Raw genomic sequence first — 25853 nt, forward strand, 5'->3', positions numbered from 1 at the left:
TCGTCCGACCGTCATTCGCGCCCTGCCGCGTCGGGTGAAACGCGACAAAACGGCATAATCGAAGCCCGCTCCAGCGGGCGGCTACGGCCTGAATCGTGCGCACCTCGACGTCCGTAGCGCTAGGGCAAACGCTGGCGATACACCAGACCGATCACCACGCCCGCCGCGACGACCACCAGTCCGAGCAGCAACCACGGGCGGCTGGCGTCGCCTCTGGTCAATTCGTACCCGATCTGTTGCTCCAAGGTGTCGTACACCTTGGTCAACTCTTGCAGGGACGACGCGGTGTAGAACTCCCCGCTCGACAGCCGCGCGATCTCGCGCATGGCGTCGTCGTCCACCTCGACGCGCACTTGGTCCTTGCTGCCGTCTTCCCGGGGGATTTCGACGACGCCCCAGCGGGTGCCGAAGGAAATGGTCGAGATCGGGACGTTCTTGCTCTTGGCGAGCCGGGCGGCGACGTACTCGTGCCGGGGATTGTCGACGTCCTTGAAATCCGGAACGGTCTGCTTCCCATCCGACATCAGTACGATCCGGGCGGGCGGCGGCTCCTGGGCTCCGCCGAGCACCGTGGCGAGCGTATCGATCGCCTGCAGCGCGGTGAGAATTCCCTCACCGGTAGCCGTGCGCTCGGCCAGCTTCACATTGTCGATCGCGGCTTTGACCGATTCGTGGTTCGTGGTGGGCGACACCATCACCGAGGCGGTGCCCGCGAAGGTGATGAAGCCGATGTTCACGCCCTCGGGCAGCCCGTCGACGAACTCCTTACCCGCCTTCTTGGCGACCTGGATTCGGCTCGGGGCGACGTCGGTCGCCTCCATCGACAGCGACACGTCCATCACCAGCATGACGGTCGCGCGGTTGCGCGGCACCTTCTTGACCGCGGTCGGTCCGGCGGCGGCGACGGTGAGGAACACCAGGCCGACCAGCAGCAGCGCGACGGCCACGTGTCGGAACGCGCTCGGCCGCGCGGGAGCGACCTTCTCCAGCAGCTCCATGTTGGTGAACTTCAACATGTGCTTGTGCCGGTTGCGCTGCACCAGGATGTAGCCGAGCGCGATCAGCGCGATGACGGCGAGGAATCCGAGCCAGATCTGTGCGGTGAAATGCGAAATACTCACTGACGTGGCACCCGCCCGGTCGGGGCGCCGAAGCTGTGGCGCCGGGTGGACACGAACCGGACCACGTCGGCGATCCAGTCCCGATCGGTTCGCAGGGTGAGCACCGGAGCGCCGCAGCTGCGCAGGGCCTGTTCGACCTGCTGCCGGTGGCGCTGCGCGGCGGCGGCGAAATCGGCGCGCAGAGTGGAGGTCACGCTGAACTCGCGGGTCCGCCCGGTCTCCGGGTCGTGCAACACGACGTCGCCCAGGTCGGGCAGCGACAGGTCGCGCGGGTCGAGCACCTCGACCGCGAGCAGATCGTGCCTGGCCGAGATCGCGCGCAGCGAACGCTGCCAATCGATGTCACCCAGGAAATCGCTGATGATCACCGCGAGTCCGCGTTTGCGCTGCGGACGGCGCAGCGATTCGATACCGCCGCGCAGGTCCCCGCGCACACCGTCACGCGCGTGCGGTGTGGTCGCGATGCTGCGCAGCAGCGACTGGGCGTGGATGCGCCCGCCGCGCGCCGGAATGCGGGTCAACCGGTCACCGGTGGCGACGACCGCCCCGATCCGGTTGCCGCCGCCACCGGTCAGATGGGTGATGGCGGCCGCGGCGGCGATGGCGAGATCGCGCTTCTGGCAGGCAGCGGTGCCGAAGTCCAGGCTGGCCGACAGATCGACCACCATCCAGGTCTCCAGCTCCCGGTCGGCGATCATCTGCCGCACGTGCGGATGGGTGGTGCGGGCGGTGACCGACCAATCCATCTGGCGCACGTCGTCGCCCGGCTGGTAGACGCGCGCCTCACCCGGCTCGGAGCCGGGGCCGGGGATGAGCCCGAGGTGATCGCCGTGCAGCACGCCGTCGAGCCTGCGGCGCACGGTGAGTTCGAGGGTCTTGAGGGCGACCGTGAGCCTGGGGTCGGTCAACTCCCCCGCGTGGAAGGACGGCGGTGCGTGGGATGGCGACATCGGCACTGGCGCAACCCGATCCGAGGTCACTTCGGCGGAACGGTGCCCGCGGGCTGCGACTGCTGCCCGTTGGGCGGCTGGGGCACGGCCTGCTGCGGCGACGGCGGCTGGGGAACCTGCTGCGGGGTGCCCTGCGGCGGCGCGGCGGGGACGCCCGGCGCGACTGCCTGCGGGGCGACCTGCGGCAGGCCGACGGTCTGCAGAACGCGCCTGATGACCTCTTCCGGGCTGATCTCGTCGGCCAGCGCGTCGTAGGACAGCACCAGGCGATGGCGCAGCACATCCGGGATCACTTCGACCACGTCCTGCGGCACCACGTAATCACGACCGCGGATCAGCGCGACCGCGCGCGCCGCGGCGATGATACCGAGACTCGCCCGCGGCGAGGCGCCGTAGGAGATCCAGCCCGCCACGTCCTGCATGCCGAAATCGGCCGGCTTGCGGGTCGCCGCGATCACTCGGACCACGTAGTCGACGAGGGCGTGGTGCACGAAGGTGTTGGCCGCGACTTTCTGCAGGCGGATCAGGTCCTCCGGCTCGAGGATCCGGCTCGCCTCCGGCGGCGTGACGCCCATCCGGTAGATGATCTCGCGCTCCTCCTCCACGGAGGGGTAGTCGACGACGACCTTGAACAGGAAGCGGTCGCGCTGTGCCTCGGGCAGCGGGTACACGCCCTCGCTCTCGATCGGGTTCTGCGTCGCCATGACCAGGAACGGGTCGGGCATCGGATAGGTCTTGCCGCCGATCGATACATGCCGCTCGGCCATCACCTCGAGCAGCGCCGACTGCACCTTGGCCGGCGCGCGGTTGATCTCGTCGGCGAGCACGAAATTGGCGACGACCGGGCCGAGCTCGGTGTCGAACTCCTCGCGGCCCTGCCGGTAGATGCGGGTACCGATGAGGTCGGTCGGCACCAGGTCGGGCGTGAACTGCACGCGGGCGAACGAACCGCCGACCACCTTGGCGAAGGTCTCCACGGCAAGGGTCTTCGCGATGCCGGGCACCCCTTCGAGCAGGACGTGACCGCGGGCGAGCACGCCCACGAGCAGTCGCTCGACCAGGCGATCCTGTCCCACGATCACCCGCTTGACCTCGTAGATCGCCTTCTCCAGGGTCTGGACGTCACGCTCGAGGGTGCCGGGCGTGGAGACCGGCGCATCCTTCGCCGAGTTCGCTCCGCTCACACCGTCCGTCGAAGTCACCAACATCCCCGCTTTCGCCTTGGTCCTGTGCGTGCTGCCACAACTATTCCAGGTAATCACCGCCTGTGCCGCAACCGGACCCGACAGAATGGAAATTCCGCGGTGCCTGCGCCGGACCGAGCACCCGGAATGTCCGGTATCAGGAGACGATGCGCACCGCGAACGGCATGATGCCGCTCTCGCGGACCGGGGACACCTTCACCACGTCGCCGGACTCCGGCGCCTCCACCATCTTCCCGTCGCCCAGATACAGCGCCACGTGCCGGCTGCCGTTCGGTCCCCAGAACAGCATGTCGCCGCGCTCGCGATCGCCGACCGGTACCCGGGTGCCCGCGTTGTACTGGTAGCCGCTGTAGTGCGGCAGCGAGACCCCGACGCCCGCGAACGCGTAGACCATCAACCCCGAACAATCGAAGCCGACCTTGTCGAAGTCCCCGTAACTGTCGGCGACGCCGCCGTCGCGGATGCCGCGGGTCGGCCCGTCCTCGTCGCCGCCGCCCCAGGCATAGGTGACGCCCAGTTGCGACATGGCGCGATCGACCACGATCTCGATCGCCGCGGAGCCTGCGACCGGCGGCGACTTCGGCCGTGGCGCGCTCCGCCGCGGCGGCGGCGCGTCCTCCAGCTGTGTGTGCGGCCGTTTTCCGGTGCCGAGTTCGTCGGCCCGATCGCGAGCGGCCTGGTCCGCGGCCGCGCGCGCGGCGGCCGCCGCGGCGGCGGCACGCACCTCCGCTTCCTCCACCTTGCGCATGGCGTCCCAGGCCAGGTAGGCGTCGCGCTGGTCCTGCAGGCCCGCCACGTTCTGCCGCGCGTGATCCAACCGGTCCTGCGCGTCCTGGCGCCGCCGCAGCAGGTCGTCGCGCTGAGCGGTCTGCCGATCGAGTTCGGCCTTGGCCGCGGCCACCGCGTGCTCGGCGTCGGCCTTGCGCGCCGCGGCGACGGCGGCGGCCGCGTCGGCGTCCGATTTCGCCCGCCGGGCGGTGGAGTTCTTGTTGCCTTGATCGATCTGCGCCCGGCGCAGGCCGTCGAGCACCTGCCTGCGGTCCTTGGCGACCAGCTGGAGGAGCTGGGCCCGGTCCAGTGCCAGCGCGGGGGTGGCCGCGGCGAGGTAGGTGACCATCGAGTCGGAGCCCGGATTGGTATAGGCCTGGGTGGCGAACTGATCGAAGTTGCGTCGTGCCTGGCCCACCTTGGCCGCGGCATCGGCGAGGGCCAGCTGGGTGTCCACCACCACGACGGCGGCCGCGTCGGCGGCATCGCGGGCGGTCTGCAGGTCGACCAGAGCTCTGTTGACGTCCTCCCGGCGCTGCGCGACCGCGCCGTCGAGCTGTCCCAGCTGCTGATCGGCCACCGCGACCTGGTTGATGAGAGTGCCGACCTCGGCGACACCGGCGTCGACCTGCGCGCCCGCCTGGGCGATCTCGCCGTCGCTGGGATTTGGCGGAGGAGGCGGCACAGCAGCGACCGGCCCGGCCGTGACCACTGCAGCGACCACAATCAGCAATCCCACAGCGATCGACAGTCGGCGCCGGTTGGTGAGCCCGCCGTTGTTGCGCATCACACCTCCAAGGACCGGATTCCGGCAATCCTCGAGGGCATCAGGCGAACCATGATGCACTGTGGTCGACAGATGGCCTCTGGGAACACTTATTCCCCATCAGGGACCATTCGAACCGTACGACACTTACGTCACCGACAAAACTGCAACAACACGGCGAATGCCCGCAATTTCGCTATTGCCTTGAATTTGCTACATGGCTGCTAGAGGTCGACCTAAGAGAACAGACCAACCGTCCGGAAAATTAGCTAGGCGGATACCAGAGCCCCCGCTATACCCCTGAATCGGACACGTCGCGACTTCGCATCGAGCGAAGGCCGCGTCAGGGAAAACGCGAGAATATTGCGCGGCGATGAGCAACGGCGCTATTTCGGCGTGCGCACCCGTGCGATCCGGGCCGGCCGCGACGCGAAAACTCAGACGGAGCGAGCGTCGGGCGATTCGTCCCCCGGCGTCCGTGCCTCGCTCGATACTCGCACCGACCGCGCGTCGTCGGCCGCCCGCCGTACCTTGAGCCAGTACAGTCCGGCGATGACCGCAACCGTTCCGGCCAGCAGCGCACAGGTGATCGCGGTCCAGGACACCGACTCCGGCGTCTCCAAGCGGGCGGCGAAGATGCCGGCGGCTTCCCCGCTCCTGCCCTGCGTGCTCTTGGCGGCGTCCTCGGCCCACTCCAGCCGCACGCGGCTGATCGTGTCGCTGTAGGTGCCGACCCAGTCGTCGCTGAAGACGACCACGGTGCCGTGCTGTGTCTTGCCGATCTCGGTGGCCAAGTCCCGTAGGCTCGAGTCGTGTCCTGGATTACCGGGGACGACTACGATGCTCAGCGGGATCCCGTGCGTTCGCGCCTCCGCAGCGATGGCAATCAGTTCCGTCTTGTCCTTGCCGGTCAGCGTCGCGACGTGATCGTCGGCCAGATCGGCATTGAGCGTGCGCACGGTGTCGGTGGTGACGTTCGGCGGCAATTCGGCGGCCATAGGGGTGAAAACCGAGTTGTGCGGGGCGGTCATCTTCCATCCGGTCTGTCGAGCCGCATCGGCAACCGAAGCGACGGGCATCCAACACTGCAGCGCGAGCAAGATCCCCTTGCCGGCTCGAATGCACAGTACGCGACGGAGTGTCGCATCCCGCGCGCGCGGCACGCCGAACCGCCCCCTGGTATTTCACAGGACAAGCGTACTGTTAAGGTTCTAGGCGCGAGGAACCAGCGCCCGAGCGGCGCCGGAGCCCCTCCGAAGACTCGGCCGCCGGCACAGCCCCGCCGGCGGCTGCCGCAAAGACGAGTGGAGCTGACGTGACGACAAGTATCGATACTTTCGGCGCCAAGGGCACCCTCGAGGTGGGAAGCAACTCCTATGAGATCTTCCGCCTCTCCGCCGTGCCCGGCACCGAGAAACTCCCCTACGCACTGAAGGTCCTCGCGGAGAACCTCCTCCGCACCGAGGACGGCGCCAACATCACCGCCGACCACATCCGCGCCATCGCGAGCTGGGATCCGACGGCGCAGCCGAACACCGAGATCCAGTTCACGCCCGCCCGCGTCATCATGCAGGACTTCACCGGCGTGCCGTGCATCGTCGACCTGGCCACCATGCGCGAGGCCGTGGCCACCCTGGGTGGCGACCCGGACAAGGTGAACCCGCTCGCCCCCGCCGAGATGGTCATCGACCACTCCGTCATCATCGACGTCTTCGGCCGCGCCGACGCCTTCGAGCGCAACGTCGACATCGAATACCAGCGCAACGGTGAGCGCTACCAGTTCCTGCGCTGGGGCCAGACCGCGTTCGACGACTTCAAGGTCGTGCCGCCGAGCACCGGCATCGTGCACCAGGTCAACATCGAGCACCTGGCCCGCGTCGTCATGGTCCGCGACCGCCCGAGCGGGTCGGGCCCGGAGGAGGCAGCCGAAGGGGAAACCACGCAGGGCGCCCGCACGGGCCGCGATGTCATCCGCCAGGCCTACCCCGACACCTGCGTCGGCACCGACTCGCACACCACCATGGTCAACGGCCTCGGCGTCCTCGGCTGGGGCGTCGGCGGCATCGAGGCCGAGGCGGCCATGCTCGGCCAGCCCGTCTCGATGCTGATCCCGCGCGTCGTCGGCTTCAAGCTGACCGGTGAGATCCAGCCGGGCGTGACCGCCACCGACGTCGTGCTCACCGTCACCGACATGCTGCGCAAGCACGGTGTGGTCGGCAAGTTCGTCGAGTTCTACGGCAAGGGCGTGGCCGAGGTGCCGCTGGCCAACCGCGCCACCCTGGGCAACATGAGCCCCGAATTCGGTTCCACCGCGGCGATCTTCCCGATCGACGAGGTGACCGTCGACTACCTGCGCCTGACCGGCCGCTCCGACGAGCAGGTCGCGCTGGTCGAGGCGTACGCCAAGGAGCAGGGCCTCTGGCACGATCCCGACACCGAGCCCGCCTACTCCGAGTACCTCGAGCTGGATCTGAGCACCGTGGTGCCGTCCATCGCGGGCCCGAAGCGCCCGCAGGACCGGATCCTGTTGTCGGAGTCCAAGATCGCGTTCCGCAAGGACATCCACAACTACACCAGCGACGCGGAGAGCGGCCCCGCCGCCGACACCCCGCACAGCAAGCTGGACGAGGCCGTCGAGGAATCCTTCCCGGCCAGCGACCCGGCCGTGCTGTCCTTCGCCGACGACGGCGCCGTGCCGCTGGCGTCGGCCGCCAACGGCGCCGAAGGCCGTCCCTCCAAGCCGGTGACGGTGCGCAGCGAGGAGTACGGCGACTTCGTGCTCGACCACGGCGCGGTCGTGGTCGCCTCGATCACCTCGTGCACCAACACCTCCAACCCGTCGGTCATGCTCGGCGCCGCCCTGCTGGCCCGCAACGCGGTGGAGAAGGGCCTGACCCGCAAGCCGTGGGTGAAAACCTCCATGGCGCCGGGCTCGCAGGTGGTCAACGGCTACTACGAGAAGGCGGGCCTGTGGCCGTACCTGGACAAGCTGGGCTTCAACCTGGTCGCGTTCGGTTGCGCCACCTGCATCGGCAACACCGGCCCGCTGCCGGAGGAGATCTCCAAGGCGGTCAACGACAACGACCTCACCGTCACCGCGGTGCTGTCGGGCAACCGTAACTTCGAAGGCCGCATCTCCCCCGACGTGAAGATGAACTACCTGGCCTCCCCGCCACTGGTCATCGCGTACGCGCTGGCGGGAACCATGGACTTCGACTTCGAGAACGACCCGCTCGGCAAGGACACCGAGGGCAAGGACGTCTTCCTGAAGGACATCTGGCCCTCACCGCAGGAGATCCAGGACACCATCGACCGGGTCATCAGCCGCGACATGTTCCTCGAGGACTACAAGGACGTGTTCCGGGGCGACGAGCGCTGGCGCAGCCTGCCCACGCCGGAGGGCAAGACCTTCGAGTGGGACGCCGAGTCGACCTATGTGCGCAAGCCTCCGTACTTCGAGGGCATGCCGCAGACCCCGGAGCCGGTCACCGACATCAAGGGCGCCCGGGTGCTCGCGCTGCTCGGTGACTCGGTCACCACCGACCACATCTCCCCGGCGGGCAACATCAAGCCAGGCACCCCGGCCGCGCAGTACCTGGAGGCCAATGGCGTCGAGCGCAAGGACTACAACTCCTACGGCTCGCGTCGCGGTAACCACGAGGTGATGATCCGCGGCACCTTCGCCAACATCCGGCTGCGCAACCAGCTGCTCGACGACGTCTCGGGTGGGTACACCCGCGACTTCACCCAGCCCGGCGGTCCGCAGGCGTTCATCTACGACGCGGCGCAGAACTATCAGGCCGCGGGCATTCCGCTGGTCGTGCTGGGCGGCAAGGAATACGGTTCGGGCTCCTCCCGCGACTGGGCCGCCAAGGGCACCAGCCTGCTGGGCGTGAAGGCCGTCATCACCGAGTCGTTCGAGCGCATCCACCGGTCCAACCTCATCGGCATGGGCGTCATCCCGCTGCAGTTCCCGGCGGGCGAGTCGGCCGCGTCGCTGAAGCTGGACGGCACCGAGACCTTCGACATCGAGGGCATCACCCAGCTGAACGAGGGTGCCACCCCGAAGACCTTGAAGGTCACCGCCACCAAGGAGAACGGTGACAAGATCACCTTCGACGCGGTGGTGCGCATCGACACCCCCGGTGAGGCCGACTACTACCGCAACGGCGGGATCCTGCAGTACGTGCTGCGCAACATGATCCGCGCCTGATCGCGCCCACCTTCGGCGGCGCGTGTTCGCGCCCCTCGCTCGTGCCGTGAAACCCCCGCGTTCGGTGAACACCGACGCGGGGGTCCGCGTATCCCCCGCTGGAGGATCCCATGCCCAAGGTCAGTGACGATCACCTCGCCGCCCGGCGCAGCCAGATCCTGGACGGAGCACGCCGCTGCTTCGCCGAATACGGCTACGACGGCGCCACCGTGCGCCGCCTCGAGGAGGAGATCGGGCTATCCAGGGGCGCCATTTTCCACCACTTCCGCGACAAGGACGCGCTGTTCCTCGCCCTCGCCCAGGAGGACGCCGAACGCATGGCCGACGTCGCGGCCAATCAGGGCATCGTGCAGGTGATGCGCGACATGCTCGCCCACCCCGACCAGTTCAACTGGCTCGGAACGCGTTTGGAGATCGCCCGGCGGCTGCGCACCGACCCCGAATTCCGGGCCGGCTGGACCCAACGCTCGGCCGAACTCACTGCCGCCACCCTGGCCCGCCTGGAACGCCGTAAGGCCGCGGGCGCGCTGCGCGACGACGTGCCCACCGATGTCCTGCTCGGCTACCTCGACCTCGTCCTCGACGGTTTGATCGCCCGGATCGCCTCCGGCCACACCAACGAGAACCTTTCCGCCGTATTGGATCTCGTCGAGGCCTCGGTCCGGCGCAAGCAGTGAGCGCGGCTAGTACGTCGCGTTGAGGTACTGCGCGGCGTGGGTGGTCCACAGGACGTTCGTCCCCGGCATCGTCCGTCCGGAATAGAGCACGTGCTGGCCGTCGGGCCACGGAGTCAGATAGCCGATGACACCGCGTACGGCGGTCGTGTAGCGCTCGAGGTTCGCGATCGGGTCGCGCAGCAGGACTTCGAGCAGTTCGGCGAAGATCAGCGGCGCGACATCGCCGATCCGGGCGCCCTCCACGAAGGAGAACGGCGAGATGCCCACGTCGATGACGCGCAACGGCGAATCCGCCGGGGACGCGGTGATGATGTCGCCGGGATTGGCGTACTCGCGGACGTCGACCGACGCCGGCCACGCACCCCGCTGCCCGTGCAGTCCGAACGTATTCGCCGGGCAGAGATTGCCGACCGACTGCCCGGCTCGGCGCAACGGGTTGGCGATGTTCACCACGAAGGCGATCTCCAGCGGCGTGCCGTCGGCGTTCTTGTACTTCCCGGACCGGACGCCCTCCAGGATCCGGCCGGCGCAGATGCCGCCGAGTGAATAACTCAGCAGGCCGCAGACGTTCGGCGAGTCCTGGATGGCCCGCACCCCGGCGGCGATGCCGAGCCGTACCGAGGTCTCCAGCGAGGGACCCCAGACCTCCGGCACGGGGCCGACGGAAGCGGGCCAATCCGGTTCGAAGCAACTGAACTTGGCGGTGTCGAGTAGTTTCGCGACGTCGTGCAGCATGCCCGCGGGCGATCCGTCGGAGTTGCGCGGCTCCCCGGTGCCGCGGAGAGTGATGATGTCGATCATCGAGGCCTCCTTGCCCACCGCACCGACCCCTTCGGTACGGAATCTCAAGGTAGAGCACGGACGCCCGCTCGACACGAGGATCGAGCTACCTCATCGCGGCACGAGTTGTCGCATCCGGAGTGCGATTCGGCGCCTTCGACGCCACACCGGACAGCACGGCGCGGATCCGCATCGCGCTCACGCCCGGCGTGCAGCGCTTCGAGTATTTCCGGCTGCTGGAACGAATCGCCGCGGGCGAATCCCCGATGACCGATCTCGCGGCCGCGCGCAGTCGATTTCGAACAAGTTGCGGAGCGGGCGGAAATCCGATGCCGCTAGAAGCGGTCGCCGCGAGCCGCCCGCCCGAGCAGGACGAAAGTACAGATGCACCGCCGCCACTATCAGGCGATGGCCGGCATCCGCGCAGCACGGGAGATCAGCTTCATGATTGCTTTGTCAGTATTTCCAGGCTACCGGAAAACTTTCGACACTCGGCCGGTATTGATCGGAATTCGGTTTGCCATTGGCGGGAAATTCTCGCGATCCGAACCGATTGCGCCGCTCATCGCGATATGATCGCTCACACGCTCGGGGGTCGTGGCAAATCGTGAGCAGATCGGAGAAACGGCTATGACCGACGCAATCCACCTCCCCGGGCCGACGCCGAGGGGCGACCGTGTTCCTCCGCTCCAGGGTCTGCTGGTCGCGGAATCGGACCGGCAGATCAGCGTGCGCGTCGCCGAGGGAACGTGGACCTTCAGTCGGTCCGATGTCCTGCGCGTGGTGGATTCCGCGGCATCACAGGCCGATCAGGACGGGCGTCCCGTGCTGGTGGATATTCGCGCCGGCGCCACCGCCGATTTCACCCGCAGGCTGCGGATCGACCTGGTCGATCGGCCCATGACCATCCCGGAGTCACCGTCGGAGGCGCTCGGCGACGAGCAATTGCGGCAGCTCACCGAAAGCTGGGCCGACCGGCTGCAACTCGTCGACTCCCCGGCTGCGGGCGGGGCGACGTTCACCTACTGCCAGACCAAGTCGATCAACGGCAGCGACGACGGCATCAACTGCGACAGCCTCGACTGAGCTCAGGCGATGGCCGCACGCCGGCGCGGTTCGGTCCTGATCGTGTCCGAATCCGATGATCTACACGCCACCGCGATGGCGGCGACGCTCCGAGAACATCACGGGCTCGGCCCGATCCACCTCGACCTGCGCGATTTCCCCCGGGAGTCCGGCAGCTTCCGGCTAGACCGGCTCGGCACCGCCCGCTCGCTGTCGCACCTGATCGGCCTCGACGACGTCCGGTCGGTGTGGTGGCGCCGCCCGCACCACACCCGGGTTCCCGCCGGTGTCCGCGCGTCGGACAACGATTTTCGCCAGGCCGAGTGCGACGGATTCATTCAAGGGCTGCTCTGGTCCATCCCGGCCTACTGGGTCAACGACCCGGGCGCCGACCGTACCGCGGCACGCAAGATCGTCCAGCTGGAGACGGCGCTGCGGGCCGGGTTCGCCGTGCCGGAGACGTTGATCACCAACGATCCGGACGAGGCGCGCAGCTTCGTCGAATCCCGTCCCGGCCCGGTCGTTTACAAGCGCACCGGCACCAGCCGGGCGGAGTTCGCCGAGACCAGGATCATCTCCAGGGACGATTTCGGCAGGCTGGCCGCGATCCGTTCGGCGCCGACCACCTTCCAGGACTACGTCGACGCCACCTGCGATCTGCGCGTGGTGTGGGTGGACGGGGTCGAATGGACCGTGCGCATCGACTCCCAGGCGGGCGTCGGCCGGGTCGACTCCCGTCTGGACACGTCGGTCGATTTCGCGCACGATCACCTGCCCGCCTCGGTGAGCAAGTCACTGGCCACTCTGATGGGCGCGCTCGGATTGTCCTTCGGCGTACTCGACATTCGGCTCGGCCGCGACGGCGAGTACTACTTCCTGGAGGTCAACCCGCAGGGCCAGTTCGCCTACCTGGAGATCAAAACCGGGCTGCCGATCTTCCGCAGCCTGGCCCACCTGCTGGTGAACGGCGACGGCACGGTCGAGGGCTACTGAGCCCGGCAGCGGCGAACACCGCCACCGGCGTACCGAGGGCGTTCTTCGACGCCGCGACGTCGGCGGCCAGGTCCGCGCCGAGACCACACGCGGTCAGGCCGTGACGGCGTTATCGGCTCTTGCGGCGATTGGCCCCACCCCGGCTACGGAGCTGCACATGCGACTCCACCAGCACGTTGTGGATGAAACCGTAGGAGCGGCCGGTGGACCGCGCCAGTGACCGGATGCTCGCACCCGCCTCGTATTGTTTCTTCAGCTGGGTCTGTAGGCGGTCGCGTGACTTCCCGGTGACGCGTGTGCCCTTACCCAATGTGGCCTTGCTCTGTGGCCTGTCGCTCATGGCTTCCTCCGAGTCGCCGAGCAGCGTCTTTCCAGGCTAAGCACTCAACAGGCCGTGATCAACGGGTAACTGTGATGAATCTCACGCAAGCTGAATAAGTTCCAGGTATTCGGCCGACCAGTGGTCTTCTGTCCCGTCCGGGAGCAAGATGACCCGTTCCGGAGCCAGCGCCTCCGCCGCCCCCGGGTCGTGGGTCACCAGCACCACCGCGCCCGCATAGGTGCGCAGGGCGTCGAGCACCTGCTCCCGCGACACCGGGTCGAGATTGTTCGTCGGCTCGTCCAACAGCAGCACGTTCGCCGCCGAGGAGACCAGTCCGGCCAGCGCGAGACGGGTCTTCTCACCGCCCGAGAGCGTGCCCGCGGGCTGGTCGAGCTGCGGGCCGGAGAACATGAACGCGCCCAGCAGGCCACGTAGATCCTGCTCGCCCGCGTCCGGCGCGGCGTGTCGGATGTTCTCCCACACGGTGGCGTTGTCGTCGAGGGTGTCGTGCTCCTGGGCGAAATAACCGATCTTCAGACCGTGCCCCGGCACCAGGCCGCCCGCCGTCGGGTGCTCGACCCCGGCGAGCAGGCGCAGCAGCGTCGTCTTGCCCGCGCCGTTGAGCCCGAGCACCACCACCCGGCTGCCGCGGTCGATCGCGAGGTCGACGCCGGTGAAGATTTCCAGTGAGCCGTAGACCTTGGTCAGGTTCTCCGCCATCAGCGGCGTCTTACCGCAGGCCGCGGGCTCGGGGAACTTGATCCGGGCGACCTTGTCGGCGACCCGCACGTCGTCGAGTTCGGCCAGCAGGCGATCGGCGCGCTTGGCCATGTTCTGCGCGGCAGTCGCTTTCGTGGCCTTGGCGCCGAGCTTGGCCGCCTGGGCGCGCAGCGCACTCGCCTTCTTCTCGGCGTTCGCGCGTTCCCTGCGCCTGCGCTGCTCGTCGGTGGCGCGCGCGTCCAGGTACTTCTTCCAACCCATGTTGTAGACGTCGGCCTCGCCGCGCACCGCGTCCAGGAACCACACCTTGTTCACCACATCGGCGAGCAGGTCCACGTCGTGGCTGATGACGATCAGGCCGCCGTCGTGGTTCTGCAGGAAACCACGCAGCCAGGTGATCGAGTCGGCGTCGAGGTGGTTGGTCGGCTCGTCCAGCAGCAAGATGGTGTCCGAGCGTCCGCCGCTGCCGTCGGAGGCGGCGAACAGGATGCGCGCCAATTCGATTCGGCGCCGCTGACCACCGGACAGGGTGCGCAACGGCTGACCGAGCACCCGGTCGGGCAGCCCCAGGCTGTGACAGATGCGGGCCGCCTCGCTCTCGGCCACGTAACCGCCCAGCGCCGAGAAGCGTTCCTCGAGGCGACCGTACTTGCGGACCGCCTTCTCCCGCTCCGCGTCGTCGGCGACCTCCGCCATCAGCGCCTGTTGCTTCTCCATCTCCCGGATCAGTGTGTCCAGGCCGCGCGCGGACAGCACCCGGTCGCGAGCCAGCACGTCGAGATCGCCCTCGCGCGGATCCTGCGGCAGGTAACCGATGTCGCTGGAGCGCAGGATCTTGCCCGCGTACGGTTCGCCTTCGCCGGCCAGGATGCGCAGCGTGGTGGTCTTCCCCGCGCCGTTGCGCCCGACCAACCCGATCCGGTCGCCCGCCTGCACCCGAAGCGCCGGTCCGGGAGCGGACAGCAGGGTGCGGACTCCGGCCCGGACCTCCAGGTCGGTCGCGGTGATCACAAATTTCTCCTCGCGGATCGTGGTGCTGGACGCGTGCTCGATTGTGCGGCCCGATGCGCACAAGAACCACTGATTTTACCCGGGGCGAACGGTCCGCCCATATACCAGCACCCCGCATGTGACGGCGATAACGGCCTCCGCGTCCGCCTGCGCTACCGTGCGAAGCCATGAGTACCGATCTATTGGGCAAGAGTGCTCTGGTCACGGGGGCCAGCCGGGGCATCGGCAAGGCGGTCGCGGCGGAGTTGCTCGGCCGCGGCGCGAACGTGCTGATCACCGCGCGGAAGAAGGATCCGCTGGAGGAAGCCGCCACCCGGCTGCGCGAACTGGGCCACCAAGGGCAGGTCGTCGCCCTGGCGGGCAACTCGGGTGTCGCCGAGGAGCGGGCGGCCGCGGTCGAGCGCGCGGTCACGGAGTTCGGCTCGCTGGACGTCCTGATCAACAACACCGGCATCAACCCGGTCTTCGGCTCACTGATGGACGCCGACCTCGATGCCGTGCGCAAGATCTTCGACGTGAATGTGGTCGCTGCCCTCGGCTACATCCAGGAGGCGTATAGGGCGTGGATGCGCGACCACGGCGGCGCCGTGGTCAACGTGGCCAGCGTCGCGGGCATCCGCTCGACCGGTGTGATCGCCGCCTACGGCGCGTCCAAGTCCGCGCTGATCCATCTCACCGGTGAACTCGCCTGGCAGCTGGGACCGAAGATCCGGGTGAACGCGGTGGCGCCGGGCGTGATCAAGACGAAGTTCGCCGACGCTCTGTACTCGGCCGACGAAGAGCGCGCGACCAGCGCTTACCCGATGAAGCGGCTGGGCAGCCCGGAGGACGTGGCTCGCCTGATCGGATTCCTGGTCTCCGACGACGCGGCGTGGATCACCGGCGAGACGGTCCGGGTGGACGGCGGGCTGCTGTCCACGGGCGGAATCTGACCGCGCACGTCGGTCGCCTGCGCTCGCGGAACGCCAGTGCGCCGATCGTGTCGGCGTGCCGGTAGTGCAGGTACTTCTGGACGGTCGCGGCATCGGGCGGGCCGCCCCGAAGCCGCCTGATCGCCCATGCTCGATCGAGCCTTTCCGTCGCTGCGGGATCAGAGCCGGACGGGCTGGCGCCAGTCCTCGCGTCCGGCGACCGCGGCGGCGGCAGGAGCCTCTTCGATCCCGAACCGCTCGTGCAGTCGGCGCAGCGGGCCGGGCGCGTACCAGTTCCAGTGGCCGAGCAACTCCATCGCAGCGGGCAGCAGGAAGCCGCGTACCAGGGTCGCGTCCACCAGCACGGCGAGTGGAAGGCCGATGCCGAACGCCTTCATGAAGGTGATGTCGGAGGCGAGGAAGCCGAGGAACACCAGCGAGATCAGGAGGGCGGCTGCCGTGACGATCCGGCCGATCCGCTCCAGTCCGGAAGTGACGGCCAGCGCGTTGGACCTGGTGCGCCGGTACTCCTCGCGGATGCGGGCCAACAGGAACACCTGGTAATCCATGGCGAGACCGAACGCGACGCCGAACAGCATGACCGGGACGGTCGGCGGCAGGTCGCCGGTGACGGTGAAGCCGAGCAGCCCGGACAGGTGCCCGTCCTGGAAGATCCAGACCAGCGCGCCGAAGGTCGCGGTGAGGCTCAGGAAGCTGAGCACGACGGCCAGCAACGGCAGCACGACGCTTCCGGTGAGCAGGAACAAGACCACGATCATGACCAGCACGACGAAGGCCAGCGCGTACGGCAGCGCCGAGATCACCGAGTCGATCGCGTCGGTGTCGGCCGCCGCCACGCCACCGACCAGCACCGGCGAGGCGGCGGGCGCGGCACGCACGTCGTCGGCGATCCGGTCCAGCACCGTGGGATCCGTGGTGTCCGGGACCACCGTGAGATAGGCGGCGTTCTCGGCTCGGAAGCGGTCGTCGGCCGCGGTGGGCCCCACGAGCAAACCGCCGTGGCTGTAACTGCCGGTGGCGGTGTCGACCCGGCGCACATCCTCGATCTCCGACAGTTCCCGGGCGTAGGCGTCCAATCCGGCTGCGCTGTAGGCGCTGTCGGGCAGCACCACGAACAGGCCGTTCTGTTCGGTGGCGGCGAAGTCGCGCTGGATGGTCTCGGTGACCTGGCGGTTGTTCATCGACTCCGGCAACGACCGTTCGTCGGGAAAGCCGAGGTTCACCCCGAGGAACGGCGCGCCCAGCACGAGCAGCAGGGCGGTCACCCCGAGGCCGATGGGCACCGGCCGCATCATCACGAACCGCGCCAGGCGGTGCCAGGCGCCCTCGCCGGGGGCGGGACGGGCCGCGCGCAGGAACCACCACAACTGGCCGTTGTCGATCTTGGTGCCGAGCAGGACCAGGATCGCGGGCAGCGCGGTCAGCGACACCGTCGCGGCGATCACCGCGACGGCCAGGCCCGCGTAGCCCATCGAGCGGACGGCCAGCAGCGGGAAGAACAGCAGGCCCGACAGCGCGACGGCGACGGTGACCGCCGAGAACGCGACGGTCCGGCCCGCCGAGCGCATGGTGGCGGCCACGGCGGCGGCGGGCTGCTGACCGGCGACCAACTCGTCGCGGTAGCGGCTGATGATCAGCAGGCTGTAGTCGATCGCCAGGCCGAGGCCGAGCAGGGTGGCGACGTTGGTCGCGGTGGCCGCCAGATCGGTGACGCTCGCGATGATCCACAGCGCGCCCATCGTGATCATCACTGTGATCATCGCGATCACCAGCGGCAGGCTGGCCGCGACCAGACCACCGAACACCAGCAGCAGCGCGATCAGCGTGATCGGGAACGCGATGGATTCGCCGAGCACGACGTCTTTCTCGCTCTGCTGCACCGTCTCGTGCAGCAGCATCGCGTAGCCGCCGACCCGCACTTCGAGCGGACCGTGGGTGCCGCCGAATCGGTCGGCGAGATCGCCCACCCGCTGGTCGACCTCGGCCTCCTCGCCGAGGATGCTGGCCACGATCAGGCCCTTGGTCCCGTCGGTGCTGCGCAGCGCGGGCGATTTGTCGGTCCAGTACGACGTGACACCCGCGACGCCGGACACCGATTTCAGCTCGGTGACCAGATTCGTCGCCGCGGTGGCCGTCGCGTCGTCGTCCACCGACCGGCGAGTCTGCACCAGTAGCACGAAATTCGGGGTGGCCTGGCCGAAGGCGTCGCGCAGCACCGCGGTGGCCCGGCTCGATTCGCTGCCGGGGTCGATGTACCCGCCGCCCTGCACTTTGTCGAACAGCGTCGCGCTCAGCGTGCCCATCGCCAGTGCGAGCACCACGAACACGGCCAGGATCCACCGGCTGTGCCGCCTGGTCAGTTCGAACACTGCGTCTACCCCTAACTCGTTCCGGTCGTACCGCTTTCGCTCGGACTCCAGCGGTCGCCGGTCGCAACCGGCCCGGCGCGCCATCCGCGGCGCACCGGTGCGCCGGCTTCTGGCACTCGGCACCGGAGCCGGATGCGTGCGCCAGCGCCCCGGCATCCTAGCAACGCGGAACAAACTCCGGTGAGCCCGAACACATTCCGGTGGTGCGCCGAGTCCGGCCGGCTGCCGACACGCTGCTCACTCCTCCGCACCGGAAGGCAGCGGAGCCCCGCCGGCACACCCTTCCGCGCGCGGGCAGGCGATCCCGACCCCCACGACGACATTCGCGCAACGTTCACTTCGCGGTCGGAACCTGCGCTGAGTACGGCTCCGACGCCGCGGCCGCGCGACGGCCCGGCGCGGATGAGAGGCTCGACCCATGCATCGCAACGCACTCCCGCGGATCCGGACGAGGGCGGCGTGAAGCCGGACCTGGTCGTCTGCGGTCTCGGCCCGGCCGGACGCGCCCTCGCGCACCGCGCCGTGGTGCGCGGGCTCACGGTCACCGTGGTCGATCCCGCGCCGGAGCGCAGGTGGACGGCCACCTACGCGGCGTGGGCCGACGAGCTGCCGGACTGGCTGTCGCCTCGCGTCGTCGCGGCGACGGTACCCCGGCCGACGGCCTGGGGAACGCGGGTTCACCGGCTGGACCGCCCGTACGCGGTGCTCGACACGGCACGGCTGCAGAAGTCGCTGCATCTGGCCGATGTGAACGTGGTGATCGATCGCGCGATCGATGTCGGCCCCGCGCGGGTGAGGTTGGCGTCCGGCGCGATGGTCACCGGCGGCCGGGTGGTCGACGCGCGCGGACTCGCCCGCTCGCCCGCCCGGGCCGAGCAGACCGCCTACGGCGTCATCGCGGACGCCGGACAGTGCGCCGGGCTCGAGCCGCTGTTCATGGATTGGCGTCCGGACAACGGCGCGGACCCCGACGCTCCGCGCTCGTTCCTCTACGCCGTTCCGCTGGACGACGAGCGGATGCTGCTCGAGGAAACCTGCCTGGCGGGCCGCCCCGCCTTGACGGGTGGGCAACTGCGCACCCGCTTGCGGGAACGGCTGCACGCCAGGAACATCCGGCTCACCGGCGACGAGCCCGTGGAGCACGTCCGTTTTCCGCTGCACGGGGGCCGTCCGGGCGCGCGCAGGTTCGGGGCGGCGGGCGGGTTCCTGCATCCGGCGACCGGCTACAGCGTCGGCGCCGCGCTGGCCGCCGCCGACGCGGTGGCCGCGGGACAGGACGTATGGCCCGCCCCGGCACGTGTCGTCCACTGGTTGCGCCGCGCCGGGCTGCGCGCGCTGCTGGCGCTGCCGCCCGGTGATGTCCCACTGTTCTTCGACACGTTTTTCGCGCTGCCACCGGACGCGCAACGCGCGTATCTGTCCGGCCGCACCGACCTCGCCGGGACGGTCGCGGCGATGAGCGCACTGTTCGCGGCGCTGCCGGGACCGCTACGCCGGCGGGTCGCAGCCGCGACACTCACGATTCCGGTTCCCTCGCGAGGCCGGTGGGCTTCGGCCATGATGGATGCATGAGGTCGATCTGGAAGGGCTCGATCGCATTCGGGCTGGTAAACGTTCCGGTGAAGGTGTACACCGCCACCGAGGACCACGACATCCGGTTCCATCAGGTGCACGCCAAGGATGGAGGCCGGATCAAATACGACCGCGTCTGCACCGTGTGCGGCCAATCCGTCCAGTACACCGAGATCGACAAGGCCTACGAGTCGCCGGACGGCGACAAGGTGGTCCTCAGCGACGAGGACTTCGCGAAACTGCCCGTAGCGGAGAAGCACGAGATCCCGGTGCTGCAGTTCGTGCCGTCGGAGCAGATCGACCCCATCCTGTTCGAGAAGAGCTACTACCTGGAGCCGGACTCCAGCACGCCGAAGGCCTATGTCCTGCTGGCCCGGACGCTGGAGAAGATCGAACGCACCGCCCTGGTGTACTTCACGCTGCGGCAGAAGACCCGGCTGGCCGCGCTGCGCGTGCGCGAGGGCATTCTGGTGGTCCAGACGCTGCTGTGGCCCGACGAAGTCCGCTCCGTGGAGTTCGAATCCCTCGACGGTGTCGCCGAGCCCCGGCCGCAGGAGATCACGATGGCCGAGACGCTCGTCGAGGCCATGTCCGACGACTTCGATCCGGAGCAGTTCACCGACGAGTACCAGATCGAGCTCAAACGCCTGCTCGACGAAGCGATCGCCAGCGGCACCGGCACGGTGCCCGAGCAGCCGGAGCCGGTGCCGAGCGGGATGGACGCCGAGGTGGTCGATCTGGTCGCCGCACTGCAGCGCAGCCTGGAGGCCAGCGGGCGCCGGACAGCGGGGGGCGACGGCGCCGAGCCGAAGAAGACCGCGAAGAAGGCCGCCGCCAAGAGCGCCGGCGGCAAGAGCACCGCCGCCAAGAGCACCGCGTCCAAGGGCGCGGCGAAGAGCGGTGCGTCCAAGAGCGCGGCGAAGAAGGCGCCCGCGAAGAAGGCCGCCAAGAAGGCCGCGGCGCGCAAAGGCGCCTGAGTATTCCTCGGGGCCGTCGCCGACGCCGAGGTCAGTCCTGCGCCGCGTGCCGCCTGCCCGCTTCGAAGAACTCCAGCAGGGCCGCCACGGTGTTCACCGCGGTGCGGGGCCGGAGCGCGCCGAACGGCGCGTTCCAGAAGTCGCCGGTTCGCGGTCGCCAGGGACCGATGTAGGCGTAGGGACCGGGATGGGCGTCGTCCCCGGGCGACACCCCGTAGTTCACCTCGTCGATCGTGCTCGCCAGATCGAAATGCTCCGGCCACAGCACGGGTGTCGCACCGGAGGTCAGGCAGCGCAACGCCTTGTCTGCCAGCGTGAACCAGTCTTCGATCAACCCGGCCGCGGACGGATCCAGTTCGATCGCCGCATCGGGATCCACGCCCGTGGTGTTCGCATACACCCCTTCCGGCGGCACCGGTTCGAAGCCCGCGGCCTCGGCAGCCTCCCGGTAGGTCCCCGTCAGCCGACGACGTCCGCGCGGCCACACCAGTTCCTCCCCGACCACGGAAACCGGCCAACGCACACCGGCGAAACCCCGGTGCACGATTTCCAGCCGGATGGTGCCGAACTGCCGGTGCTGCGGCCCGGCGATCAGCAACTCCGCGACCGCGTGCAGCGCGACTCGCGATCGCCGATACGTCATCTCGTCCACCCCCGCATCATCTCCGCTGCCGACGCCCACCGCACGGGGTTCGGCAAGGAAGCAGCCGGTCGCCTCGCGTTGTCCCGAAGACGGCGCCGTGACCCGCTACGTCGCGGAAATCCCCTCGCTGGCGCCGAAGCTCGCCTCCTCGTGACTGACGAGTCCCAGGAGGGCGAGGGGGCGGGGTGTGACCGCGATGGTCAGATAGGAGATGGTGATCGCCCAGCGGTTGACCGCTCGCGGCACGGCGAACGTGTGATAGGCGCGGGTCACCGCCTTGGCAGGCAGTCCGGACAGGCCGACGCCCATCGGGTTGGCGACCGCGAAGCCCGGCCCGAGGTCGACGACCAGACCGAGGTCGCGGTGCTTGTAGTCGGCGGCCGCGCCGATGCCGAGGCTGGCCGCGACATTCCTGGCGAGCGTCTTGCCCTGCCGCGTGGCGTGCTGCGCCGTGGGCGGGGTGATCCGGCCCGGCTTGGTGAGGTCGGGCACCGCCGCCGCGTCACCGCCCGCGAAGACGTCCGGATGGCCGGGCACGGTCAGTTTCGCGTCGACGACCAGGCGGCCCTTCTCCAGCGGCAGGCCGAGGGTGGCGAGCACCGGGGCGCCGGTCACTCCGGTCACCCAGGCGACCGTGTGGGTGGGCACCACCGTGCCGTCGGTGAGCACGACCGAGTTCTGGTCGAGTTTGGTCAGCGAGGTCTCCAGCCGGATCTCGATGCCGCGTTTGCGCAGCACCTTCAGCACTTTTTCGCTGAGCCGCTCGCCGACCTCGGGCATCACCCTCGGGGCCATGTCGAGCAGGAGGAAACGCACTTCGGCCGGATCGAACCCGCGGCGCGCGGCGTAGGCGTCGGCGAGGGCGCGCAACTGCGCGACGAGTTCGGTGCCGGCGTAGGACGCCCCCACGACCACCACGGTGCGGCGAGCCCGCCGCACCTGCGGGTCCTCCTCGTCGTCGGCGAGTTCGAGCTGGCGCAGCAGCTGCTCGCGCAGGTACAGCGCCTCGGCGACGGTCTTGAGCCCGCGCGCGTGCTCGGCCAGGCCCGGGATGTCGAACAGGCGGGTCACCGACCCGGGCGTGAGCACCAGCCGATCCCACGACAACTGCCGGGGCGGGTGATGTTCACCGGCCACCGTGATCGTCTTGTTCCGCAGATCGACCGACCGAGCGTTCGCGACCACCAACCGGACCCTCGGCAGCGAATCGGCCAGCGAAACGGCGACGAACCGAGGGTCGATCAGTCCACCCGCCACATCCGGCAGCAGCGGGGTATAGAGCATGTAGTCGTTGGGCGTGACCAGCACGATGTCGACATCCCGGTTCGCCTTGGCCACGATGCGGCACAGCTTCTGCGCGCAGGTGAAACCCGCGAACCCGCTACCGACGATCACGACCCGCTGCGGGCTCGCAGTGTTCCCATCCGGCACGGAGACCTCCTTGGCGTCGACTCCCCGACGCGATTCCCGCCCGGACCCATCCGAAACCGCGCTACCGGTCGCTCGTGGCCGCGCGGACGGCCCTGAGGTCATGGTTTGGCATGCCCAGGGGGTGGTAGTGCGTCGGTGTCCGCTGCTCGAATCGACGATTTCGCGAAAGGAGCACACCATGGGCCAGGTGAATCCCATTCAGGTACAGAAGTATCTGTCGGGCATCGACTATCCGTGCGACCGCGACGGCATTGTCACGAAAGCCCGGGACAACGGCGCCGACAAGGATATTCTCAACGCCCTCGAGGCGATCCCCGACCGGACCTACGACGGTCCCAACGCGGTGAGCAAAGCCGTCTCGTGAACGACCGCGACCACGGAGCCGGTCGCCGACTCAGACCGCACCGGACCCGTGGTCGCTTTCGGTCGAATCGCGCCCGACATGGAACCGCCGGTGGTACAGCTCGGCGGCTTCGGCGAGGACGCCGGACGTCAGACGAGCCAGCGGCCGGATGTCGGTGAGCAGAGGTTCGTGATCGGGTCCGAACCCCGCGACCCGGCCGGTCAGCAGCCAGGCATAGCGGTCGTGCTCCGCGCCCAGGTCCGCGTACTGGTGAATTCTGCGAGCGATCCAGTCCACCGCGGGACCTAGACGCTCGTACAGTTCGCGCGGAGGGTTTCGCTCACCACAATCGAAACAGTTGTCGCTCGTTCCGCCTCGTCGCTTGGATTATCGGGTCATATCGCGACGAGCAATCGGGAGCACGAGTGAAATTCCATCGGGTACTGGCGATCCCGGTTCTGGTAGCGGCCGCGGCCTTGACCCTGACCGGCTGCGGCGGTCACGACGCTTCCTCGGACAAGGTCGTGCGAATCGGCACCACCGACCGGGATCACTCCTGGGACGTCTTCGAGCAGCGCGCCAAAGACAAGGGCATCACGCTGCGGATCACCAACTTCTCCGACTACAAGCAACCGAATCTCGCGCTGTCGCAGAAACAGATCGACATCAATCTCTTCCAGCATCTGCAATTCCTGGGCGCCTACAACGTCGCGAACAACGACACGCTGACGCCGATCGGTTCCACCTATATCGTGCCACTGGGTCTCTACTCCAAGAAGCACAAGTCGGTGGCCGACATTCCGCAGGGCGCGGAGATCGCGATCCCGAACGACCCCACCAATCAGGCGCGGGCACTGTTCGTGCTGCGAGCCGCCGGACTGCTGAAACTGACGTCCGACACCAAGGCGCCCACTCCGGCCGACATCGACAAGGGCGCCTCCAAGGTCCGGGTGACCCCCGTCGACGCCGCGCAGACCGCGCTGTCGCTGGCCTCGGTCGACGGATCGATCATCAACAACACCTTCCTGGAGCGCTCCGGCATCGACCCGCATTCGGCGTTGTACAAGGATGATCCGAAGGATCCTGCCGCGGAGCCGTACATCAACGCGCTGGTCACCCGCGCCGAGGACAAGAACAACCCGGTCTATCTGCAGCTCGCCGAACTATGGCACGACCCCGAGGTGCAGAAGGCGCACGACGAGGTGACCAAGGGCACCGCCGTCGAGGTGCGGCGCAGCGGCCAGGAACTCGAACAGATCCTGCAGCGGGTGCAGCAGACCATCCGCGACGGCAAGTGAGCGACACAGCCGTTCCCGCCATCGAGTTCCGTTCGGTCACGAAGGCTTTCGGCAAGGGCGCGCAGCGCAACGTGGCGCTCGACAATATCGATCTGCGCATCGAACAGGGCGAGATCTTCGGTGTGATCGGGTATTCCGGGGCGGGCAAGAGCACGCTGGTGCGGCTGATCAACGCGCTGGAGAAACCGACGAGCGGCACGGTCGAGGTCTCCGGCACACCCATCACCGGCGTGCCGGAACGCCAGGTGCGGCGCCTGCGGCGCGATATCGGAATGGTGTTCCAGCAGTTCAATCTCTTCCGCTCCCGCACCGCCGCGGGGAACATCGAATATCCGCTGAGGGTCGCCGGCTGGAAACGCGCCGAACGCAAGGCGCGGGTCGCCGAACTGCTGGAGTTCGTCGGGTTGTCCGACAAAGCGCGCAGCTACCCCGATCAGCTGTCCGGCGGCCAGAAACAGCGGGTCGGCATCGCCAGGGCGCTGGCCACTTCGCCGTCGCTGCTGCTGGCCGACGAGTCCACGTCGGCGCTGGATCCGGAGACGACCGGTGAGGTGCTGCGGCTGCTGCGCAAGATCAATCGCGAACTCGGTGTCACCATCGTGGTCATCACCCACGAGATGGACGTGATCCGCGCGGTGGCCGACCGCGTCGCGGTGCTCGCCGAGGGACGCATCGTGGAACTCGCCGACACCTTCGACGTCTTCGCCGCGCCGCGGGCGGCGCCCACCCGCTCGTTCGTCGAGACCGTCCTGCACAACCGCCCCTCCGAGGACGAGCTGCGCCGCCTCGCCGATCGCCATGGGGGCCGGTTGATCACCGTGGACGTGGACGACGAACTCGGCATCGGCGCGGCCCTGGCCGCCGCCACGCACGCCGAGGTCCGGTTCGAGGTGGTCTACGGCGGGGTGAGCAGCCTGCAGGAGAAGACTTTCGGCAGCCTCACCCTGGCGCTGCACGGCCCGGACGACGCCGTCGACAAGGTGGTCGCCGAGCTCGAGCGCCGGTCGACCGGAAAGGAGTTGCCATGCACACCGATTGGGACAAACTCGGACCCGTGCTGAACGAAGCGATCGGCACCACGCTCTATCTGGTGGCGATCACGTTCGTGGCCGGCGGCTTCATCGGATTGCTGCTCGGCACCGCGCTCTACACCACCCGCAGGGGCGGGTTGCTGGCGAACGCGCCGATCAACCTGCTGCTCAACGTACTCGTCAACGTGGTGCGCCCGATCCCGTTCATCATCCTGCTGGCCGCGCTGGGCCCGGTGACGCTGGAGGTGGTCGGCACCACGATCGGTACCGAAGCGGCGGCGTTCGTGATGATCGTCGCGGCGTCGTTCGGCATCGCGCGCATCGTCGAACAAAACCTCGTGACCGTCGATCCCGGCGTGCTCGAGGCAGCGCGCGCGGTGGGCGCGGGACCGCTGCGCATCATCGTGACCTTGCTCATCCCCGAGGCGCTGGGGCCGTTGATCCTGGGCTACACCTTCGTGGTGATCGCGATCGTGGACATGTCCGCGATGGCAGGCACCGTCGGCGGCGGCGGTCTCGGCGATTTCGCCCTCGTCTACGGCTACCAGCGCTTCGACTGGCAGGTCACGCTCGTCGCGACGCTGATCATCATCGCGGGTGTGCAGGGCATCCAGTTCTTCGGCAACTGGCTGGCCCGTAAGGTTCTGCGCCGATGACTCAGCCGCC

At 68.5% G+C, this 25853-nt stretch carries 24 protein-coding genes; 12 read left to right on the forward strand and 12 right to left on the reverse strand.

What is annotated here, in order from left to right; translation table 11 throughout:
• Positions 1-119: 119 nt before the first annotated feature.
• The 5 genes from ACT89H_RS09485 to ACT89H_RS09505 form a co-directional block, all read right to left on the reverse strand.
• Complete coding sequence (locus ACT89H_RS09485; RefSeq protein ID WP_445108140.1) at positions 120-1121, reverse strand: VWA domain-containing protein; 1002 nt, start codon at positions 1119-1121, stop codon at positions 120-122.
• Complete coding sequence (locus ACT89H_RS09490; RefSeq protein ID WP_445108271.1) at positions 1118-2071, reverse strand: DUF58 domain-containing protein; 954 nt, start codon at positions 2069-2071, stop codon at positions 1118-1120. Before ACT89H_RS09490 ends, ACT89H_RS09485 begins: the two co-directional genes overlap by 4 nt.
• A gap of 26 nt (positions 2072-2097) precedes the next feature.
• A complete protein-coding gene (locus tag ACT89H_RS09495; protein ID WP_445108141.1) occupies positions 2098-3279 on the reverse strand; it encodes an AAA family ATPase in 1182 nt (393 codons plus the stop codon).
• 133 nt (positions 3280-3412) lie between these two features.
• Positions 3413-4831 (reverse strand): NlpC/P60 family protein, encoded by a 1419-nt coding sequence (locus ACT89H_RS09500; RefSeq protein ID WP_445108142.1) that lies wholly within the window; start codon positions 4829-4831, stop codon positions 3413-3415.
• Between the two features lie 416 nt (positions 4832-5247).
• Positions 5248-5841 (reverse strand): Rv1476 family membrane protein, encoded by a 594-nt coding sequence (locus tag ACT89H_RS09505; protein ID WP_445108143.1) that lies wholly within the window; start codon positions 5839-5841, stop codon positions 5248-5250.
• Between the two features lie 284 nt (positions 5842-6125).
• On the opposite strand from ACT89H_RS09505, the gene ACT89H_RS09510 reads away from it, so the two are divergent.
• On the forward strand, positions 6126-9023 hold the full coding sequence (locus ACT89H_RS09510) for an aconitate hydratase (RefSeq protein WP_445108144.1): 2898 nt from the start codon (positions 6126-6128) through the stop codon (positions 9021-9023).
• Between the two features lie 110 nt (positions 9024-9133).
• Positions 9134-9700 (forward strand): TetR/AcrR family transcriptional regulator, encoded by a 567-nt coding sequence (locus ACT89H_RS09515; protein WP_445108145.1) that lies wholly within the window; start codon positions 9134-9136, stop codon positions 9698-9700.
• A 6-nt stretch (positions 9701-9706) separates the two neighbouring features.
• Here ACT89H_RS09515 and ACT89H_RS09520 read toward each other — a convergent pair whose 3' ends face one another.
• Positions 9707-10501: a hypothetical protein gene (locus ACT89H_RS09520; protein WP_445108146.1), complete on the reverse strand. Its 795-nt coding sequence runs from the start codon at positions 10499-10501 to the stop codon at positions 9707-9709.
• A gap of 119 nt (positions 10502-10620) precedes the next feature.
• Between ACT89H_RS09520 and ACT89H_RS09525 the strand changes: the two genes are divergently transcribed.
• From ACT89H_RS09525 to ACT89H_RS09535, 3 genes are read left to right on the forward strand one after another with little or no spacing between them, the layout of a single operon-like run.
• Positions 10621-11091, forward strand: coding sequence for a hypothetical protein (locus ACT89H_RS09525; protein ID WP_445108147.1), 471 nt, complete (start codon positions 10621-10623; stop codon positions 11089-11091).
• A 19-nt stretch (positions 11092-11110) separates the two neighbouring features.
• Positions 11111-11566, forward strand: coding sequence for a hypothetical protein (locus ACT89H_RS09530; protein ID WP_445108148.1), 456 nt, complete (start codon positions 11111-11113; stop codon positions 11564-11566).
• A 42-nt stretch (positions 11567-11608) separates the two neighbouring features.
• On the forward strand, positions 11609-12538 hold the full coding sequence (locus tag ACT89H_RS09535; RefSeq protein WP_445108149.1) for an MvdC/MvdD family ATP grasp protein: 930 nt from the start codon (positions 11609-11611) through the stop codon (positions 12536-12538).
• Positions 12539-12647: 109 nt separating this feature from the next.
• Here the strand turns inward: ACT89H_RS09535 and ACT89H_RS09540 are convergent, their stop codons facing one another.
• Positions 12648-12878, reverse strand: coding sequence for a helix-turn-helix domain-containing protein (locus ACT89H_RS09540; protein ID WP_445108150.1), 231 nt, complete (start codon positions 12876-12878; stop codon positions 12648-12650).
• 81 nt (positions 12879-12959) lie between these two features.
• Entirely contained in the window at positions 12960-14591 is a 1632-nt protein-coding gene (locus tag ACT89H_RS09545; RefSeq protein WP_445108151.1) for an ABC-F family ATP-binding cassette domain-containing protein, read from the reverse strand.
• Between the two features lie 167 nt (positions 14592-14758).
• Here ACT89H_RS09545 and ACT89H_RS09550 point away from each other — a divergent pair, with 167 nt between their 5' ends.
• Positions 14759-15523, forward strand: a complete 765-nt coding sequence (locus ACT89H_RS09550; protein WP_445108152.1) for an SDR family oxidoreductase — start codon at positions 14759-14761, stop codon at positions 15521-15523.
• Between the two features lie 158 nt (positions 15524-15681).
• On the opposite strand, the gene ACT89H_RS09555 is transcribed toward ACT89H_RS09550, so the two are convergent.
• The gene (locus ACT89H_RS09555) at positions 15682-17892 is read right to left on the reverse strand and encodes an MMPL family transporter (protein ID WP_445108153.1); all 2211 of its coding nucleotides are present in this window, start codon (positions 17890-17892) and stop codon (positions 15682-15684) included.
• A 459-nt stretch (positions 17893-18351) separates the two neighbouring features.
• On the opposite strand from ACT89H_RS09555, the gene ACT89H_RS09560 reads away from it, so the two are divergent.
• Entirely contained in the window at positions 18352-19464 is a 1113-nt protein-coding gene (locus tag ACT89H_RS09560; RefSeq protein ID WP_445108154.1) for a lycopene cyclase family protein, read from the forward strand.
• Positions 19461-20441 carry a non-homologous end joining protein Ku gene (gene ku, locus ACT89H_RS09565; RefSeq protein WP_445108155.1) on the forward strand — a complete coding sequence of 327 codons (981 nt, stop codon included), beginning with the start codon at positions 19461-19463 and terminating at the stop codon, positions 20439-20441. The genes ACT89H_RS09560 and ku overlap by 4 nt, the downstream gene beginning before the upstream one ends.
• 31 nt (positions 20442-20472) lie before the next feature.
• Here ku and ACT89H_RS09570 read toward each other — a convergent pair whose 3' ends face one another.
• Together ACT89H_RS09570 and ACT89H_RS09575 are read right to left on the reverse strand one after the other, a co-directional pair.
• Positions 20473-21084 (reverse strand): hypothetical protein, encoded by a 612-nt coding sequence (locus tag ACT89H_RS09570; protein WP_445108156.1) that lies wholly within the window; start codon positions 21082-21084, stop codon positions 20473-20475.
• A 105-nt stretch (positions 21085-21189) separates the two neighbouring features.
• Positions 21190-22515: an NAD(P)/FAD-dependent oxidoreductase gene (locus tag ACT89H_RS09575; RefSeq protein WP_445108157.1), complete on the reverse strand. Its 1326-nt coding sequence runs from the start codon at positions 22513-22515 to the stop codon at positions 21190-21192.
• 178 nt (positions 22516-22693) lie between these two features.
• Between ACT89H_RS09575 and ACT89H_RS09580 the strand changes: the two genes are divergently transcribed.
• Positions 22694-22879: a DUF2795 domain-containing protein gene (locus tag ACT89H_RS09580; RefSeq protein WP_445108158.1), complete on the forward strand. Its 186-nt coding sequence runs from the start codon at positions 22694-22696 to the stop codon at positions 22877-22879.
• A 30-nt stretch (positions 22880-22909) separates the two neighbouring features.
• Here the strand turns inward: ACT89H_RS09580 and ACT89H_RS09585 are convergent, their stop codons facing one another.
• A complete protein-coding gene (locus ACT89H_RS09585; RefSeq protein ID WP_445108159.1) occupies positions 22910-23155 on the reverse strand; it encodes a DUF6098 family protein in 246 nt (81 codons plus the stop codon).
• Positions 23156-23283: 128 nt separating this feature from the next.
• On the opposite strand from ACT89H_RS09585, the gene ACT89H_RS09590 reads away from it, so the two are divergent.
• The 3 genes from ACT89H_RS09590 to ACT89H_RS09600 are packed head-to-tail and all read left to right on the forward strand — an operon-like array spanning position 23284 to position 25843.
• Positions 23284-24156 (forward strand): MetQ/NlpA family ABC transporter substrate-binding protein, encoded by an 873-nt coding sequence (locus ACT89H_RS09590; RefSeq protein WP_445108160.1) that lies wholly within the window; start codon positions 23284-23286, stop codon positions 24154-24156.
• Positions 24153-25217, forward strand: coding sequence for a methionine ABC transporter ATP-binding protein (locus ACT89H_RS09595; RefSeq protein WP_445108161.1), 1065 nt, complete (start codon positions 24153-24155; stop codon positions 25215-25217). The genes ACT89H_RS09590 and ACT89H_RS09595 overlap by 4 nt, the downstream gene beginning before the upstream one ends.
• Positions 25181-25843, forward strand: coding sequence for a methionine ABC transporter permease (locus ACT89H_RS09600; protein WP_445108162.1), 663 nt, complete (start codon positions 25181-25183; stop codon positions 25841-25843). The genes ACT89H_RS09595 and ACT89H_RS09600 overlap by 37 nt, the downstream gene beginning before the upstream one ends.
• Positions 25844-25853 lie beyond the last annotated feature (10 nt).

It is taken from the genome of Nocardia aegles, assembly GCF_052545135.1.

Excerpts from the sequence above, each read along its gene's own strand:
- ACT89H_RS09500 (WP_445108142.1), bottom strand. The coding sequence starts at position 4,831 with ATGCGCAACAACGGCGGGCTCACCAACCGGCGCCGACTGTCGATCGCT.
- ACT89H_RS09505 (WP_445108143.1), bottom strand. The coding sequence starts at position 5,841 with ATGACCGCCCCGCACAACTCGGTTTTCACCCCTATGGCCGCCGAATTG.
- ACT89H_RS09515 (WP_445108145.1), top strand. The coding sequence starts at position 9,134 with ATGCCCAAGGTCAGTGACGATCACCTCGCCGCCCGGCGCAGCCAGATC.
- ACT89H_RS09600 (WP_445108162.1), top strand. The coding sequence starts at position 25,181 with ATGCACACCGATTGGGACAAACTCGGACCCGTGCTGAACGAAGCGATC.
- ku (WP_445108155.1), top strand. The coding sequence starts at position 19,461 with ATGAGGTCGATCTGGAAGGGCTCGATCGCATTCGGGCTGGTAAACGTT.
- ACT89H_RS09530 (WP_445108148.1), top strand. The coding sequence starts at position 11,111 with ATGACCGACGCAATCCACCTCCCCGGGCCGACGCCGAGGGGCGACCGT.
- ACT89H_RS09580 (WP_445108158.1), top strand. The coding sequence starts at position 22,694 with ATGGGCCAGGTGAATCCCATTCAGGTACAGAAGTATCTGTCGGGCATC.
- ACT89H_RS09490 (WP_445108271.1), bottom strand. The coding sequence starts at position 2,071 with ATGTCGCCATCCCACGCACCGCCGTCCTTCCACGCGGGGGAGTTGACC.
- ACT89H_RS09550 (WP_445108152.1), top strand. The coding sequence starts at position 14,759 with ATGAGTACCGATCTATTGGGCAAGAGTGCTCTGGTCACGGGGGCCAGC.
- ACT89H_RS09495 (WP_445108141.1), bottom strand. The coding sequence starts at position 3,279 with ATGTTGGTGACTTCGACGGACGGTGTGAGCGGAGCGAACTCGGCGAAG.
- ACT89H_RS09540 (WP_445108150.1), bottom strand. The coding sequence starts at position 12,878 with ATGAGCGACAGGCCACAGAGCAAGGCCACATTGGGTAAGGGCACACGC.
- ACT89H_RS09520 (WP_445108146.1), bottom strand. The coding sequence starts at position 10,501 with ATGATCGACATCATCACTCTCCGCGGCACCGGGGAGCCGCGCAACTCC.
- ACT89H_RS09570 (WP_445108156.1), bottom strand. The coding sequence starts at position 21,084 with ATGACGTATCGGCGATCGCGAGTCGCGCTGCACGCGGTCGCGGAGTTG.